General features: G+C 49.8%; 10 protein-coding genes and 1 pseudogene. 9 read left to right on the plus strand and 2 right to left on the minus strand.

Translation table 11 applies throughout. The features are described 5' to 3' along the window. Window positions 1-4 precede the first annotated feature (4 nt). The 9 genes from ACO53F_RS07365 to ACO53F_RS07405 all read left to right on the plus strand — a co-directional run bounded on the left by ACO53F_RS07365 (window position 5) and on the right by ACO53F_RS07405 (window position 13,289). The gene (locus ACO53F_RS07365) at window positions 5-1,210 is read left to right on the plus strand and encodes an O-antigen ligase family protein (RefSeq protein WP_485137912.1); all 1,206 of its coding nucleotides are present in this window, start codon (window positions 5-7) and stop codon (window positions 1,208-1,210) included. 22 nt (window positions 1,211-1,232) lie between these two features. Next, window positions 1,233-2,306, plus strand: a complete 1,074-nt coding sequence (locus tag ACO53F_RS07370) for an acyltransferase family protein (protein ID WP_485137913.1) — start codon at window positions 1,233-1,235, stop codon at window positions 2,304-2,306. A gap of 26 nt (window positions 2,307-2,332) precedes the next feature. Beyond that, on the plus strand, window positions 2,333-3,793 hold the full coding sequence (locus ACO53F_RS07375; protein ID WP_485137914.1) for a flippase: 1,461 nt from the start codon (window positions 2,333-2,335) through the stop codon (window positions 3,791-3,793). A 317-nt stretch (window positions 3,794-4,110) separates the two neighbouring features. Next, the gene (locus ACO53F_RS07380; protein ID WP_485137915.1) at window positions 4,111-6,072 is read left to right on the plus strand and encodes an N-acetylmuramoyl-L-alanine amidase family protein; all 1,962 of its coding nucleotides are present in this window, start codon (window positions 4,111-4,113) and stop codon (window positions 6,070-6,072) included. 197 nt (window positions 6,073-6,269) lie between these two features. Next, window positions 6,270-7,613, plus strand: a complete 1,344-nt coding sequence (locus ACO53F_RS07385) for a CapA family protein (RefSeq protein ID WP_485137916.1) — start codon at window positions 6,270-6,272, stop codon at window positions 7,611-7,613. 483 nt (window positions 7,614-8,096) lie between these two features. After that, complete coding sequence (locus ACO53F_RS07390) at window positions 8,097-9,620, plus strand: LCP family protein (protein ID WP_485137917.1); 1,524 nt, start codon at window positions 8,097-8,099, stop codon at window positions 9,618-9,620. Window positions 9,621-9,650: 30 nt separating this feature from the next. Beyond that, complete coding sequence (gene glf / locus ACO53F_RS07395) at window positions 9,651-10,760, plus strand: UDP-galactopyranose mutase (RefSeq protein WP_303886667.1); 1,110 nt, start codon at window positions 9,651-9,653, stop codon at window positions 10,758-10,760. A 95-nt stretch (window positions 10,761-10,855) separates the two neighbouring features. Then, window positions 10,856-12,397, plus strand: a complete 1,542-nt coding sequence (locus ACO53F_RS07400) for a prolyl oligopeptidase family serine peptidase (RefSeq protein ID WP_485137918.1) — start codon at window positions 10,856-10,858, stop codon at window positions 12,395-12,397. A 127-nt stretch (window positions 12,398-12,524) separates the two neighbouring features. After that, window positions 12,525-13,289, plus strand: a complete 765-nt coding sequence (locus tag ACO53F_RS07405; RefSeq protein ID WP_485137919.1) for a class I SAM-dependent methyltransferase — start codon at window positions 12,525-12,527, stop codon at window positions 13,287-13,289. A gap of 136 nt (window positions 13,290-13,425) precedes the next feature. Here the strand turns inward: ACO53F_RS07405 and nrdG are convergent, their stop codons facing one another. Together nrdG and nrdD are read right to left on the minus strand one after the other, a co-directional pair. Continuing rightward, entirely contained in the window at window positions 13,426-13,959 is a 534-nt protein-coding gene (gene nrdG, locus ACO53F_RS07410; RefSeq protein ID WP_291427719.1) for an anaerobic ribonucleoside-triphosphate reductase activating protein, read from the minus strand. A gap of 2 nt (window positions 13,960-13,961) precedes the next feature. Then, window positions 13,962-15,804 (minus strand): annotated as a pseudogene (nrdD, locus tag ACO53F_RS07415) (anaerobic ribonucleoside-triphosphate reductase); the annotation flags it as partial. Window positions 15,805-16,160: the final 356 nt, after the last annotated feature.

Genomic DNA, 16,160 nt, shown 5'->3' on the forward strand with positions numbered 1-16,160 from the left:
AAGAATGAAAGTAAGAATTGCGACCCTTAGTTATTATATATGGGCCTGTTTACTAATATTGCAATGCCAGACCATGTATGCTGTTCATCAAAACCGTCTCTTATGGTTTTTGACTTTGCTTGTCTATTCAATTGGACAGTGTGCATTTCTAATATATGAAACAAGAATCCCATCGAGATTATTCCAGAACACTATGCTAATACTAGGTGCTTATTATGGAATAGAAGGTGTCTTGTTACTAAGAAATCTATCAGAAAATTTAAGCCGAGATTTCATCTTGTTGAATTTGATTGGCTTACCGGTATTTATTGTGACACTTACTCTGATGATTTTTCGTAAGGAGTTAAAGGACTTCTTGCTAGCTTTTAATAGAATTGTGGTGGTTTTTGCAGTTCTATCCCTCTTTTTCTGGTTCTTCGGGAGCCTCCTAGGGATATTAAAGCCAAGTGGCACAGTTGTGAATGCTTGGAGTGGTGGTAATATAGTAAATAGTTACTACCATTTATATTATGAAACTCAACGTATTAGTGTTATGGGCTTTACCTTTATTCGTAATAGTGCCTTCTTTACAGAAGGACCAATGTGGAATTTGATTATTTCATTGGCCTTTATCATCGAGTTATTCTTATTAGAAGAATTAAGTAAGTGGAGGTTAGTGGTTATCCTACTAACAGCAGCAACAATTTTCTCAACAACTGGGATTTACGTTATTGGGATAGGTTTCTTAGCTTACGTATTGTTCGTGCGGAAAAGCCGCTTTCGCTTTCTATCTTTATTGGCGACTCCAGCACTTGTATATGCTTTAACTCGAGTAATTGAAGATAAGGCTGCTAGTAACTCGGCCACTATTCGAATGGATGATTATGTAGCTGGGTTTAATGCCTGGCGCAATCGCCTCATTACAGGGTGGGGTTTCAGTGGTCTTGGAAGTATTGAATACTATATGAACGGTGCAATTCGACCAAACTATGGATATAGCAATAGCTTCTTCGTTGTTTTAGCTCAAGGTGGCATCATACAAGGTATTGTTCAGTTTGCACCTTTTATGGCACTGTTTGCGCCAGACGCCTCTACTAATCGAACTAAGTGTGCTATTGTCTTGTACTTCATCTTGATGTTAACAACTATCTTCTACAATACGATGCTTTTTAATGTGATTGCCGCGACAGCATATGCGGCGCTTATCAATAAGATTACCCTAAATCACTAAATTATGAAGAAGGAGAGATTGGATGCAACAGTCTAAACGAATTAATGAATACACGGTATTACGTGTATTTGCCATTCTCCTAGTTTTAGTTAGTCATATCTCATATTATAAGGTAGGAAATGAATTTGGAGGTGTAAATATACTAGCGCTTGCCCCCAGTGGAACTTCATTCAAGTGGTATTATCTTATAGATAAATTTCGCTATGTCATCTACCTCTTCCATATGCCTCTGTTTATGGCTATCTCAGGCGCCTTGTTCGCGCTGCAGACTAAGAAGGGGCGTTGGTCAGCCTTTGGCACCTTTGCTGAAGCTAAATGGCAGCGTCTCATGATTCCTTATCTAATCTTTACCTTGCTCTATCTAGTACCTCTTAAGTATCTGAGTGGCTATTTTGGGCAGGCTAATTTCTTAATGGCGGAAGGCAGCCAATTAACGCTCTTAGGTAACTCGCACTTGTGGTATCTCTATACCTTGTTCGTTGTGGCCTTAATAGCTTACTTCTTGGTGCCGCGTATGCAGGTTTGGTATCTCCTGCCACTTTGGGGGATCCATCTAGTGAGTGCCTATGTTGGGCTATCCTTAATTAGCCTACCGATGGAGTTTCTCCTTTGGTATATGCTAGGAGCCATGTTCGAGACCTATCGCGAGACTTTGACATCTTATTTCCGGACTAAGCGAGCGGTCTTCTTAACTATCTGGCTGACAGCCTTTGTTGTCTGCTCACTACTATCCCTCTATGTAGGGCGTTTTGGCATTCCAGTATTGCAACGCCTAGTCAATGACTTGGCAGCTGTCGCGGGGATGGGGCTGACCTATCTCTTGGCTGAGTCACTGGCTCAGCAGAAGGGCTTCTTGGAGTCTGGCTTTGTAAAGGCAGTCTTGCTAAATGGGCTAGGGATTTATATCTTCTCCGACCCTTTGAACTATGTCTTATTGCGTCTGGGCCAAGCTTTGCTGGGACCAGCTGGCATGCTGTCCCTAGGTGGCTTAGTCCTCATGATGGTCTTACGTTTAGTTCTAACGGGGCTAATCGCTTATTACTTAACCCGGCTCTTCGTTAGACTGTGGCCAAACCGTGCAAGCTGGGTTCGTTAGATGATTTATTGATAAGGAGGTCGCTCATGACCCAACACAAACAAGCATCCATTAAAATCAACTTTATCATGAACTTCATCTTAACGGTGTCGTCCTTTATCTTTCCTATTATTACCTTTCCCTATATCTCGCGGACCTTGCTGCCACTAGGGACGGGGCGGATTGCCTTTGCCACTTCGGTGGCTAGCTATGCCACCATGTTAGGGATGGTGGGGATTCCGACCTATGGGATTCGGGCGGTCGCGCGGGTGCGTAACCAGCAGCGGGAGCTTAACAAGACGGTTCAGGAGATTTTCTTCTTCAATGCTATTACCACTTTAGGAGCCCTGGCCCTCTATCTGGTTAGTATTGCTCTGGTGCCAAGGTTTGCGGAAGATAAGACCCTCTTCCTGATTAATGGGGTGGGGATTGTCTTCAACCTCTTCGGTATGGAGTGGCTCTATCGGGGCTTGGAGCAGTACCGCTATATTACGGTTCGTTCCATTGCCTTCAAATGCTTGTCCCTGGTGCTCATGTTCCTCCTGGTTCACTCAACTTCGGACTATTTGATTTATGGAGGGATTCTGGTCTTTGCGACGGTGGGGGCCAATGTCCTCAACTTCATTCATGCCCGCCACTATATCAGCTTCAAGCTAGAGCCTAACTTGGAGATCTGGCGTCACTTCTTCCCGGCACTGCAGTTCTTCCTTATGGCTGTCGCCACCACCATCTATACCAGTCTGGATTCTGTCATGTTAGGTATGATGATTGGCAAGGAAGCCGTAGGTTATTATGATGCAGCTATTAAGATTAAGAACATCTTGATTAGTCTAGTGACAGCCCTGGGTGGGGTGCTCCTACCTCGTCTGTCGCACTATATTCAGACGGAACAACATGAAGCCTTTAAGCGAGTGACTCGTAAGGCCTTTGCCTTCGTCTGCTTCGCTAGTATTCCACTCTCGACTTACTTTATCGCCATGGCGGAGCCAGCTATTCTCTTCCTATCTAAGGAACAGTTCCTGCCTTCGGTCTTCCCTATGCAACTAGTTATGCCGACCATTGTCTTGATTGGTCTGTCTAACTTGTTGGGAATTCAGATTCTCCTACCGCTAGGCAAGGAGCGGGTGGTCTTGTCTTCTGTTTGTTGGGGTGCGGTCTTGAACTTCGCCCTTAACCTGGTCTTGATTCCAAGCTGGGGAGTAGCCGGGGCAGCCTTCTCCACGCTTTTGGCAGAATTGCTTGTCACCATTTATCAGGCCTGGTACTTGCGCGACCAACTCAGAGAAATGGTCGTCCTGGCCGACCTAGGCAAGATTGGCTTGGCGACAGTCCTGGCGACGCTGAGCACCTTCTTGTTCAGACACTGGATTTCGCCATTCTGGACCTTGGCGCTATCGGCCTCTGTCTTCGGCCTGATCTACTTGGCTATTCTCTGGTTCAGTCGCGAGCAGTTTGTCAGCTATCTAGGCCAGATGGCCTTAGGTTTCTTAAAAAGACGCAAGGCTTAATTCAGTCTCCCTATCTATTAGTGTTTACACTAATAGATAGGGTAGAAGTCAGCCAAAATACGTGCTCTCTTATAAACAAATTTCAAAAATCCCTCGTGGCTTTGGCTAGTCGCGAGGGATTTTTTTGAATAGGCCAGAGCTATGACGTCTGTCACCATGTGATGACATTCAGTAACACTGGCTTAACTAGAAGATGAAAGTTTGGTTTCTTGGTGCCAATCCAGCATAAAATCTATTGCTTTTTGAATGGCTTACTTGTATGATAGACGAGGATTTACAAGCCACAAGGAGTGTATTTTTTTAGGAGGAATCGCCAAATGAAGAAACATGGTTTAGCGGCCCTAGTGGGCCTTGCCCTAGGTTCTGTCATGATCTTGGATCAGGTGCAGGCTGAATCAGTCAGTCCAGCCGCACCAGCCAGTCATCAAGTCCAGGACCCCTTACAAGCATCGGCCCCAGCAATCACCCCCGCTGCAGCTGGCCAAGAAGCAGCGCAAGAGGCGTCTGCTGCTCAAAGTCAGGCCTCTAGTGCTGATGGAGCCGCTTCTGATAGGGCGTCAGCTAATCAGTCGGAGGAAGCATCCAGTGAGTCAGCATCTGCTAGCCAAGCAGAGCTGGCGACCTTGCCTGCGGTTCCTGCCCTGGATTTAGCCCCTAAGGCTAACAGCCAGCCGCCAGTTAAGCCGGTTGACCAAGGCATCTCTACTTCTTTCTACGAGTTTTCGGCGACTGATGCGGTAGGGACCATCCTGGCTCATATTGCCTATGGGACCTATGATGCGACGGGGTACCGCGAGGTGGCGCCACAAGCTGTCATCAAGGCGCGCTTAGAAGCCACCAAGGGTCAGCATCAAGTAGACCTGCGGGTGCGGGCTAGCCAAAATCCACGCCTCTTCAACCTAGACTTTGACCGGACGGCACTTAAGGCCGACCAGACTTACCGGCTGTTGATTAGTGTGGAAAATAAGGAAGAAGCCCTCTGGGCAGGCGACAACAGCTACAAGCAAGAGTCAGGTGATCTGACCGCCATGGTAGCTAAGCAACGAGTGCTAGTCAAGAAGTCAGCGCCTGCTAAGCCAGTAGACAAGGGGATTTCGACTTCTTTCTATGACTTCTCTGTTGTAGACGGGGTAGCCAAGATTTTGGCTCACTTGTCTTACGGGACTTATGATGCGACCGGCTATCGAGAAGCTGCGCCAGCTAAGGAAGTGAGTGCCCAAGTCCTATCTCAGGATGGCCGTCAAAAGGTGGATGTCCAAGTGAAAGCCACTCAAAATCCACGTCTCTTCGAACTCTTCTTCGACGCTAGCCAAATCCGTAAGGGACAAGTCTATCAAGTAGTAGGCGGCGTAGGCAATGCCAACGAAGTTATCTGGCATGGCGACCGAACTCTCAGCCAACAAGGGGGCAACCTCTTGCTGACAGCGCCAGGTGGTCGTTTGCAGCTGCAATACCAAGAGCGTCTAGTTAACCACGAAGTCAAGGTTCGAGGCATTGGTACGACGCTTCAGGTTCTGGATGCCAATGGTAAGCGCCAGACCGTGCCGGTTAAGGACTACTTCGGTCAACGTTTCGGTGTGGCGAGTCTGCCAGGCTCTAAGAACGCTGAAGTAGCGCTGATTCGCAATAACAAGGTCTTCGCTTATGCTAAACGCTCTGACTTGGTGGAAGTACCAATGGGCAAGCGGACCGTCTACATTGACGCAGGACACGGCGGTGCCGAGACCGGGGCAGTGGCCTTTGGTCGTGCCGAGAAGGACATGAACTTAGATATTACCCGGCCACTGGCTGACCGACTGCGCCGTCTGGGCTATGAAGTCTATGAGTCGCGCGTGGACGACAAGGAAATTCCACTAGGCCAACGTGAGCTTGAGCCTAACCGACTCATGCCGGATATCTTCGTCAGCGTTCACCACAATGCTATGCCGGCCGCTCTGTCTGGCAAGGTGCAAGGGATTGTGACCCTCTTCCATGATCGAAGTATTGAAGAAGAAGACTACCTAACCATGCCTTATCATCCGGAAAGCAAGATTACGGAAGGTAAACGTCTGGCTCAACTCCTGCAAAGGGAATTGATTAAGATGACGGGCGCCCGCGACCAAGGGGCGCGTCCTCAGAACCTGCATGTCACCCGCAAGACGGACGTGCCAGCGGCCTTGGTGGAGCTAGGCTTTATGGATAATGCCGAGGAGTTCAAGAAACTCAATCAAGCTACCTACCAGGAAAAGCTCATTAAGGGTCTGGTCCAAGGAATTCAAGCTTACTTCGGTAAGGCTTAGGAATAAATTATAACGGTAGAAGCTAAGGCTTCTGCCGTTTTTTGCTTTTGCGGGTGAAGGACGAAAATTCAAGTAAATTTTCTAATATTTTTAGGGGAATGGCTTGACGGGGTTGACCGGGCGGATGTAAAATATGTAATATAAATGTCTTATTTTTGTAATTATAGCACTTATCTTCCTACAAAGGGGTCCTGTTTATGAAATCAGAGTTTTTAAGTAAGTATCGTCCGCAGCTTATAGCACTTGCCTTTGTTCTCTTTCTAGTGGCTGGATTCGCCATGATTGGCCTCCTAGCAGGCCAGCCTCACGATCATTTGCAGACGCTAGAGTCTGAGTCAGTGGTGAGTGAGAGCTCTAGTAGCGAGCCCAAGCCCTTGGTCTTGGCAGAACCCCTAGTAGGTCTCAAGGCTAAGGATCAGGAGACGCCTTTTGAAGGCAAAGAGGGAGAGCTCAAGTTGCGCTCAGTTGGTGATGTCTTGTTGCATGAATTTGTCAGCGAAATGGCCAGCGTCAAGAATCCTTTCTACAAATCAGCGGTCGAGCGGCTCCACAAGGACGGCATCAGCTGGGAGAACCCAGGGGGCGCCTATGATTTCTATCCAATGCTGGCGCAGATTGCCCCTTACATGTCCTATGCTGACGTGACCCTAGCCAATATGGAAGTCATTGTGGCCAACCCTCAGTATCCGGTAACTGGCTACCCTTCCTTCAATGCGCCTAAGCAGATTCTCAAGGCCCTTCAGGCCATCGGTGTGGACATGGTGACCAACGGGACTAACCATACCTTGGACTATTCGGCGCGTGGTGCGCTAGCCTCTATTGCTAACCTCAAAGAGGCGCAGATGCCTTATGTGGGAAGCTTTGAGAGCCAGGAAGATCACGATACCCCGCGCATTATCGAGAAGAATGGCATTAAGATAGGGATCTTGACCTATTCCTACGGTACCAACGGCGTGCCCGTGCCAGAAGACCAGCCTTATTTGATTAACCTGGTAGACCTGCCTCAGATGGTAGAAGATGTCAAAGCCCTCAAAGACCAGGTCGATGCTGTAGTGGTGACTTTGCAGCTAGGTCAGGAATATGACACTACTCCAGACCCAACCCAGGAGCAAGTCTTCCAAGCCCTGAGCGATGCTGGCGTCAAATTGATTTTGGGCGGCCACCCGCACGTCTTGCAACCTATGCAGTGGTTTAACGGCAAGCAGACCTTTGCCATCTACTCCCAGGCTAGCTTCATGTCGGGCCAAATTTACCCGGCTAATAAGCAAGGGGGCATCACCGAGGTTACTTTCAAACGCGACGAAGACGGCCAAGTAACCGTCACTGATCCGAAGTTCATGCCAATCTATATTACGGGCGCCGAGAATGCCGAGTTCTACGAAACGGTGCCTATGGCCGACTACAATCGCTACGCGGTCACCGAGGGCGCCGACTGGTACGAGATTATTCGCCAGCGCATGCAACTCTATACCAAAGATTTCCGCTACGTCAGCCACCTAGAAACCCAGTGGACCCAGGAAGATACTGATATTCATCGCTAATATAGTTTTGCGCCAATGGCCCACTCAGAAGAGTGGGCCATTGGCTATGTAGGGGGCTGGAAAAAGGCGGAAACTGGGGAAGTGGCCGCGAGCTGGGCTGGAAAGCATGGAAAAAGGGCGAAACCGTGGAAAAAGTCATGAGCCAGTGGTCCACTCCGTCGAGTGGACCACTAGCTCGGTTGGAAAGGCCGGAAAAGGGCAGGAAACGGGGGGAAAGCCGTGAGCCAGTGGACTACTTTAGAGAGTGGACCACTAGCTCGGGTGGAAAGGCCGGAAAAGGTGGAAACCGTGGAAAAAGTCGAGAGCCAGTGGACCACTTTTTCGAGTGGACCACTGGCTAGAATGGAAAGGCCAAAAACCTAGGCCGCTAGCTAGAAAAAAAGCCTTTTAGGGGCTTTTGCCGGGGCGGATTCTTTGCTATAATAACTTTTAGTGCAAAAAGTAACGATGGAATGATATCCTATTAATGGAAGGAACTTAACAATGACAGCATCACATCACTCAAAGGGCCGACGTCACGGCCACTCCCGCCATGGTCATGGGCGGACTAAGTCAGTGCTCTGGCGGATTAACTGGCTCTTTATTATTTTAGCAGCGGTAGCTAGTGGCCTGGTTGCCTATTTCCTCTTGACTTACAAGATTCTGGCCGGGCGCGGCTACCAGTTCTGGGTCTTGGGCGGCTTGGGCGCAGTCTTACTGCTCCTGATTCTGCTTAACGGCCTCAAGCGTCTGGGCAAAACCACCCTGGTCCTAGCCACGATCGTCATTTTAGGGGCTAGCTACGGCGCCTACCAAATGAATGCCACCGTCAACTTCTTCAACAAACTCAATACCAATACCCAGAAGAAGGAACTCACCATGAGTCTGGCTACCCTAGCAGAGGGCGGCGTGGCAGATGTGTCGGCCTTAGACGGCAAAGTGGTCCTAGCGCCGCTGGGCCAAGATCGCGACAATGTCCAAGCCTTAGTCGATGACCTCAAGGCCAAACGCCAGGTAACGGTGACTGTTGAGGAAGTGCCATCTTACCTAGCAGCCTACCAACAGCTCTTAGACGGTAAGGCTCAAGCCATGGTCCTCAACTCAGGTTATGAGTCCCTCTTAGAAGGCATGGCCAGCGACTTCAGTAGCAAGATCAAGAAGCTCTATCAGTACAATCATGTGACCGAAGTAGCCGAAGAGTCGGCTAAGCCAGCGACGGAAAACCAGCAAACTAGCCAGACACCAGCTGAGAACCAGCCTTTCAACCTCTACATTTCAGGGATTGATACCTTCGGGCCAGTCAGCTCCGTTTCCCGGTCAGACGTCAACGTTATCGCCACTATCAACCCTAAGACCCACCAGATTCTTCTGACCACCACACCGCGTGACGCCTATGTGGCGATTGCGGATGGCGGGGCAGACCAGAAGGACAAGTTGACTCACGCGGGAATCTATGGCGTGGAGGCTTCCATGCATACCTTGGCCCGTCTCTACGACACGCCAATCGACTATTATGTTCGCCTCAACTTCACCTCCTTCCTCAATATCATCGATACGGTGGGGGGCATCGATGTCTACAACGACCAAGCCTTCACCTCCCTCTACGGCAAATACGATTTCCCTGTCGGCGAACTCCACCTCAATGCCGACCAAGCTCTAGGCTTCGTGCGTGAACGCTACTCCCTGTCAGGTGGGGATAATGACCGCGGCAAGAACCATGAGAAGGTTATTACCGCCTTGATTAAGAAATTAGGCAGCCGCCAGACCCTGCTCCAAGCCCAAGAAGTCATGGATCGCATGAGTCAGTCGGTGCAAACCAATCTGCCACTGGCTAAGGCCATGGAACTGGTTAACGAGCAACTGGAGAGCGGTCAAAGTTACACGGTTACCTCAGTTGCTCTAACCGGCCACGGTTCAACTGGCTTGCCATCTTACGCTATGCCGGGCGCTGAACTCTATATGATGCAAGTGGATGAGGCTAGCTTGGCTGAGCGTCAAGCTCAAATCAAGCAAGTACTAGGCCAATAGGCCCGCTTTCAAGGAGAAAAGGAGAAACTTATGACACAAACATATGATTATCTAGTGGTAGGTGCCGGCCTCTTTGGCGCTACCTTTGCCCATGAAATTGCCAAGAAAGGCAAGCGCGTCCTAGTTATTGAGAAGCGCGACCACGTGGCGGGCAATATCTATACGGAAGAAATCGCGGGCATTCAAGTTCACAAATTTGGCGCCCACATTTTCCATACTAACGACAAGGCCGTTTGGGATTATGTCAACCAATTTGCGGAATTCAACCAGTATATCAATACGCCAATCGCCAATTATCACGGGGAAATCTACAACCTGCCCTTCAATATGAACACCTTCAACAAGCTCTGGGGTGTGGTGACGCCGGAAGAAGCGGCCGCCAAAATTGAAGAACAGCGGGCTGAAGTGGCAGGCAAGACGCCAAGCAACTTGGAAGAGCAAGCCCTGTCCCTTGTAGGGCGCGATATCTACGAGAAACTGATTAAGGGCTATACCGAGAAGCAATGGGGCAAGGCAGCCACTGAATTGCCAGCCTTCATCATTCGCCGCTTGCCAGTCCGCATGACCTATGACAACAACTACTTCAATGACCGCTACCAAGGCATTCCAATCGGGGGCTATACCCAGATTGTGGAGAAGATGTTGGATCATCCTAACATTGAAGTGCGCCTAGAGACAGACTTCTTTGCAGACAAGGACCACTATTTGGCGGCCTTTCCTAAGATTTTCTACACGGGTATGATCGACCAGTTCTTCGACTATGAGTTGGGTGAATTGGAATACCGTAGCTTGCGCTTCGAGACCGAGGTCTTGGACCAGGCCAACTATCAAGGCAATGCGGTAGTTAACTATACCGACCGCGAGACGCCTTACACCCGGATTATTGAGCACAAACACTTCGAGTATGGCAGCCAGCCACAAACCGTGGTAACGCGTGAATATCCAGCCAACTGGTCACGAGGGGATGAGCCTTACTATCCAATTAATGATGAGCGCAACACCAAGCTCTATCAAGCCTATACTGACTTGGCTAAGTCCCTGCCACAGGTGACCTTCGCCGGACGTTTGGGCCACTACCGCTACTATGACATGCACCATGTCATCGGCCTGGCCTTGCAATTGGCAGCCAAAGTAGACTAAATCAAGAATCAAGTCCCCCTTACTGGCTGGTAAGGGGGCTTTTGCGTGGGTCGGGCTTTTCTGCTAGAATAGGAGACAAAAGGGAGGTTGTCGTCATGAAGAAAGCCAAATACTGGTGGTCCCTGCTAGCGGGTTGCCTAGGTGCCTTATTAGTCATTAGGGGCTGGTGGACTAGCCAAGCGGCGCGAGCCCAGGCAGATTCGGACCAGGTGCAGGTGGTTCAAGCCAAGATTCAGGCCCAGGGCTATGAGTTTGGCCCGGCCGTTAATAAAATCGTCCTTCAGCTCAGTCAAGCCGTGACGGCAGTGGATCCTGATGCCCAGCTAGAGGTCACCACTCAAGGCAAAGCGCGCCAAGTGAGTGCCCTCTATCTAGCCGACGAGCAGGGCCAGGCCTTGCCAGAGGGACAAGCCAGTCAATGGCTGGCCTTGGACTTGGTGGTGGACTCTTGGGATTTAGGTAGTCTCTTTGGCTACAACCAGGAGCGGTTGATTAGTCAATGGCAGGCTAGCTATCTCATTGCTGTAGGGCCAGTGCAGGTGACGACCCAAGAGGGCAAGTCGGCCCAGGTTCACTTGGCAGACTATGACGCCCTGCCCCATCTGGAGCTGCCGGACTTAGCGGGCTATCAATTTGAGCAAGTCCAGGTAGACGGGGTGACCAATCCCCTGACTGGCCAAGAGGAGAGCCAGACCCTACACTATGGAGCCTTTGAGCCGGCAGCTACCAAGGACCAGTCCCAGGCCAAGTTTCCGCTTTTGATTTGGTTGCATGGCCAAGCCGAAGGGGGCGAGGATCCTCGCATTGCCCTGCTAGGCAATGAGGTGACGGCTCTCAGTCGACCGCAAGTTCAAGAAATTTTTACGGCGACTGACCAGCCCGAGCTTAAGGGCGCCTATGTCCTGGCAGTGCAGACGCCGACCTACTGGATGGACGAGGGTGACGGGCTGAATGGGCCGGGGGCGGGTCATTCCCGCTACACCGAGTCCCTCATGCAGGTTATTCGGGACTACGTGGACAGTCATCCCCAGATTGATCCGCATCGGGTGCATCTCATGGGTTGCTCCAACGGGGGCTATATGACGCTCAACATGGCCCTGCACTATCCGGACTACTTTGCCGGCTTGGTGCCCCAGGCAACGGCCTATTCCTACTATGAATTCCAGCGCCTGGACAACGGTCACTATCTGATCAAAGACCCTAAGAAACGGGGCAGTATTCAAGCCTATGCGCCGACTCAGCGAGTATGGTTCGACCAGGACAAGGTGGCTGCCCTCAAGGATCAGGCCATTTGGTTTGTCCATAGCCTGGATGACCCGACCGTGCCAGCCAATGCCTATGTCTTGCCGATTTACAAGGACCTAGTCGATGCGGGTGGGCAGAATATCTGGCTGTCCCTCTTCCAATCGGTGCAAGGTCAAGACTTGCCTAAGATGCGCTATTCCGGCCATTTCTCCTGGATTCCCTTCTTCAATCAGCAGGTCCAGGGCGTGCAAGACCCAGAAGTCATTCGCCAAAGCCCAGGCTTGAGTGGTTTTGAGGCCGATAATGCCAGCGGCGGTGGCAAGGCCCAGGTCCAAGTGGCCGGCCAGTCCTATCAGGATGTCTTCCACTGGCTCAACGCCCAACACCGATAAGATAATTAAAAAAGCGATGGACTAGCCAGGCTTGCAGAATATGAATTGAACAGGCGTGATCTATAGACAGGGGAAAAGGATCTAATGCTTAAGTCGAAATAGCACAAAATAACGAGGAGATCAGAAGATGAACAATTATATAAAATTAAATGAAGATCGATGGAATAAGGTAAAAAATGCCTATACTGAGCCATTGACACATGAAGCATTAGAAGAAGCTAGAAAGCATCCAATTTCTGTTGCCTTAACTGTTGGGAAAAAAGTTCCGACAGAATGGTTTGAAAAAGCCAAGGGGAAAAAGATATTAGGTTTAGCTTGTGGTGGTGGCCAGCAGGGGCCAGTTTTTGCTGTCAAAGGTTATGATGTCACCATCATGGATTTTTCTAAATCACAATTAGAAAGAGACGAGATGGTTGCTAAAAGAGAAGGCTTAAAAATCAACACTCTTCAAGGCGATATGACAAAAGCATTTCCATTTGAAGATGAAACTTTTGATATTATTTTTAATCCAGTTTCAAATGTATATATAGAAGATTTAGAAAACATGTATAAAGAAGCCGCTCGAGTATTGAAAAAGGGTGGGCTCTTAATGGTCGGATTTATGAATCCTTGGATCTACATGTATGATGCGGACGTTGTATGGGACAAACCCGATGAGGAATTACTTTTGAAGTTTGCACTACCTTTTAATTCAAAAGAGCTTGAAGCGGAAGGCAAAATAACCATAGATCCAGCATATGGCTATGAATTTAGCCATACCTTAGAAAGTCAGATTAGAGGACAACTTAAAAATGGTCTCGCCATGATCGATTTTTATGAATCATGCGATAAAAGAAATAGATTATCACATTATGGAAATGACTATATCGCGACACTCTGCATTAAACTATAATATTAAGGGTTAAAAAATCCCAGTTTCTATAATGGAAGATAAGGACTTGAGAAACAGTCAATCAAATGAAAAGCACCCCATAAGTTGGACAATTAAAATCCAACTTATGGGGTGCTTTCAAAAAATCGTCTAGTGTTTAGCGGATTAACTTGTCCCAGATGACAACCTGGCCGGTCGCCAGGGACTGGGGGACGTCGATGATGCGCTGGTTGCGGCTACCCCGGAATTGCAGGGTCAGGTCTAACTGTTCTTGAATGAAACGACCGTCGACCAGAATATCGACATAGGACAGGAGTTCCAACTTGTCCGGCGTCTCCTGCATGAGTTCCTCCCAGTCATAGCCTGTCCAGGACCAGATATCCTTGCTGTGGCCATAGCGCCGTCTGACTTCCTGGCAGAGGTCAATCAGGACTGCCGTATGGAGAAAGGGTTCGCCGCCCAGTAGGGTCAGGCCTTGACAGTAGCTGGCGCCTAGGTCGGACAGGATTCTTTCCTTAAGTTCCTCTGTGTAGGGAGTGCCGTAGTTGAAGTTCTGGGCCACCTTGTTGTAGCAACCCGGGCAGGCGAAGTGGCAGCCACTGACATAGAGGCTGCAACGAACGCCTTCGCCGTCCACGAAGTTATAGGGCTTGTAGTCGGCCACCTTGGTAGTCGTCTCAGGAATGGCCATGGCTAGACCTCCTTGTCGTCAGCTGGGTCCGGGCCTTTGTCGGAGGACTTAATGCGGATGGTCAGGTGTTTCTGCCGGGCCACAATTTCCTTGTGACGCCCAGCCACCATAGGTCTAGCCTGAGGGTTGCCTAGGTAACCACAGGTCCGCTTGACCACGTCGCAGGTCTCGGGATTGCGGTTCTTGCAGTAAGGACACTCGAAGCCCCGTTCGGTCGGGTTAAAGTCCCCTTCGTAGCCACATTCAAAACATTTATCAATTGGTGTATTGGTGCCCAGATAGCCGACCCGGTCATAGGCGAAGTCCCAGACGGCTTCCAGAGCCTTAGGATTCTGAACCATATTAGGGTACTCGCAGTAGTGGATGAAACCACCTGAAGAATAAGGCGGATAGGCCGCTTCAAAATCAATCTTCTCAAAAGGCGTCGGCTTCTTGCGGACATCGTAGTGGAAGCTATTCATATAGTAGCCCTTGTCCGTGATGTCGGGCACCGAGCCAAAGCGCTCTAAATCCAGACGACAGAAGCGATCAGTCAGGCTCTCGCTCGGCGTCGCGTAGACGGAGAAGTGGTAGCCGTATTGATTGCCCCAGTCTTGGGTGTGTTGGTAGAGCTTTTTGACAATGTCGATAGTAAAGGCTTTGGCCTCTTGATCCGTCTCCCAGTCGGGACCGAAGAAGCGGGTAGCCACTTCATAGAGGCCGATGTAGCCTAGGGAGATGGTGGCCCGCTTGTCGCGGAAGAGGTCGTCGACCTTGCCGTCACGACTCAACTTGCGACCGAAAGCCCCGTGTTGATAGAGGATAGGCGCATTGAAAGGTTTGGCCTCCTTGACCCGCTCGATGCGGTAGCAGAGGGCCTGACGAGCTATCTCTAATTTGGCTTCTAAGTGCTGCCAGAACTCATCCAGAGTTTGGCTCTCGAGGGCAATCCGGGGTAGGTTAAGGGTCACCACGCCCAGGTTCATACGGCCGGCATTGATTTCCTGACCATGCTCGTCCCACCAACCTTGCAGGAAGGAGCGACAGCCCATAGGCGCCTTGAAGCTACCAGTCAGCTCGACTAGCTTGTCATACATGAGGACGTCGGGATACATGCGCTTGGTGGCGCAACGGACGGCTAGCTCCTTGATGTCATAGTTGGGGTCTTTGGGAGCTAGGTTGACGCCGCGCTTAAGGGAGAAGACTAGCTTAGGGAAGATAGCCGTTCTTTTCTCTTTGCCAATACCGCCCAGACGAACCTTAAGGATGGCGCGTTGGATTTCGCGTTCAATCCAGGAAGTTCCCAGGCCGAAACCCAAGGTAGTAAAGGGCGTCTGGCCTTGAGAGGTATAGAGGGTGTTAATCTCGTACTCCAGACTCTGCATGGCGTCATAGATGTCTTTCTTAGTCCGAGCCGTAGCAAAGTCATGGTGTTGGGTGGTGTCGGGGATCCAATCTTCCGCCAGCTTGAGATGCTTCTCGTAGTTGAGTTGGGCGTAAGGCGCCAGCACCTCGTCAATACGGTCGGCACTGCAACCCCCGTACTGGCTAGACGCCACGTTGGCAATGATCTGCGCCATTTGGGCGGTGGCGGTCTGGATGGATTTAGGGGAATCGACTTCTGCATTGCCAATCTTGAAGCCTAGCTTGAACATGGTTTTGAAATCAATCAGGCAGCAGTTGGTCATAGGCTGGTAGGGATGGTAGTCTAAATCATGATAGTGCAAGTCGCCGTTCAAATGGGCTAGGGCGACTGCTTCCGGCAACATGCCAATGCCGATGGCTTTAGCAACGATGCCTGGCAGTCAAGTCTCGTTGGGTGTTGTAGACTTGGCTATCCTTGTTGGCATTCTCGTTAACAATACTTGACTCCTGTTGGTGCAGGCGGTCAACTGCAGCTTGAATATCTTGGGCCGCTCTAATTTGTGGATTCATACTTATCACCTCAAAGCCTATGCTACCCTAGTCTAGGTGTAAAGTCAATATACTTCACACTATATATAGTGTTTATAAACTTGTTCCACAACTATATATAGTGTTTCTGCCTGTTCCTTGAGGTGTTAGGGTGCTAACTTGGTTGGCGCCTGCTCTATAGCTAAAACAGCTTAGCTAAACTGTGCCAATGCCCGGTCTAGACAAGGCAACTTTGACAGCCAAAACTAGGCCAAAGTTTCGCAAGATCTAGTGTGGCGTGAGCCAGTGGGCCACTCCGTCGAGTGGAC

Source organism: Abiotrophia sp., assembly GCF_057275535.1.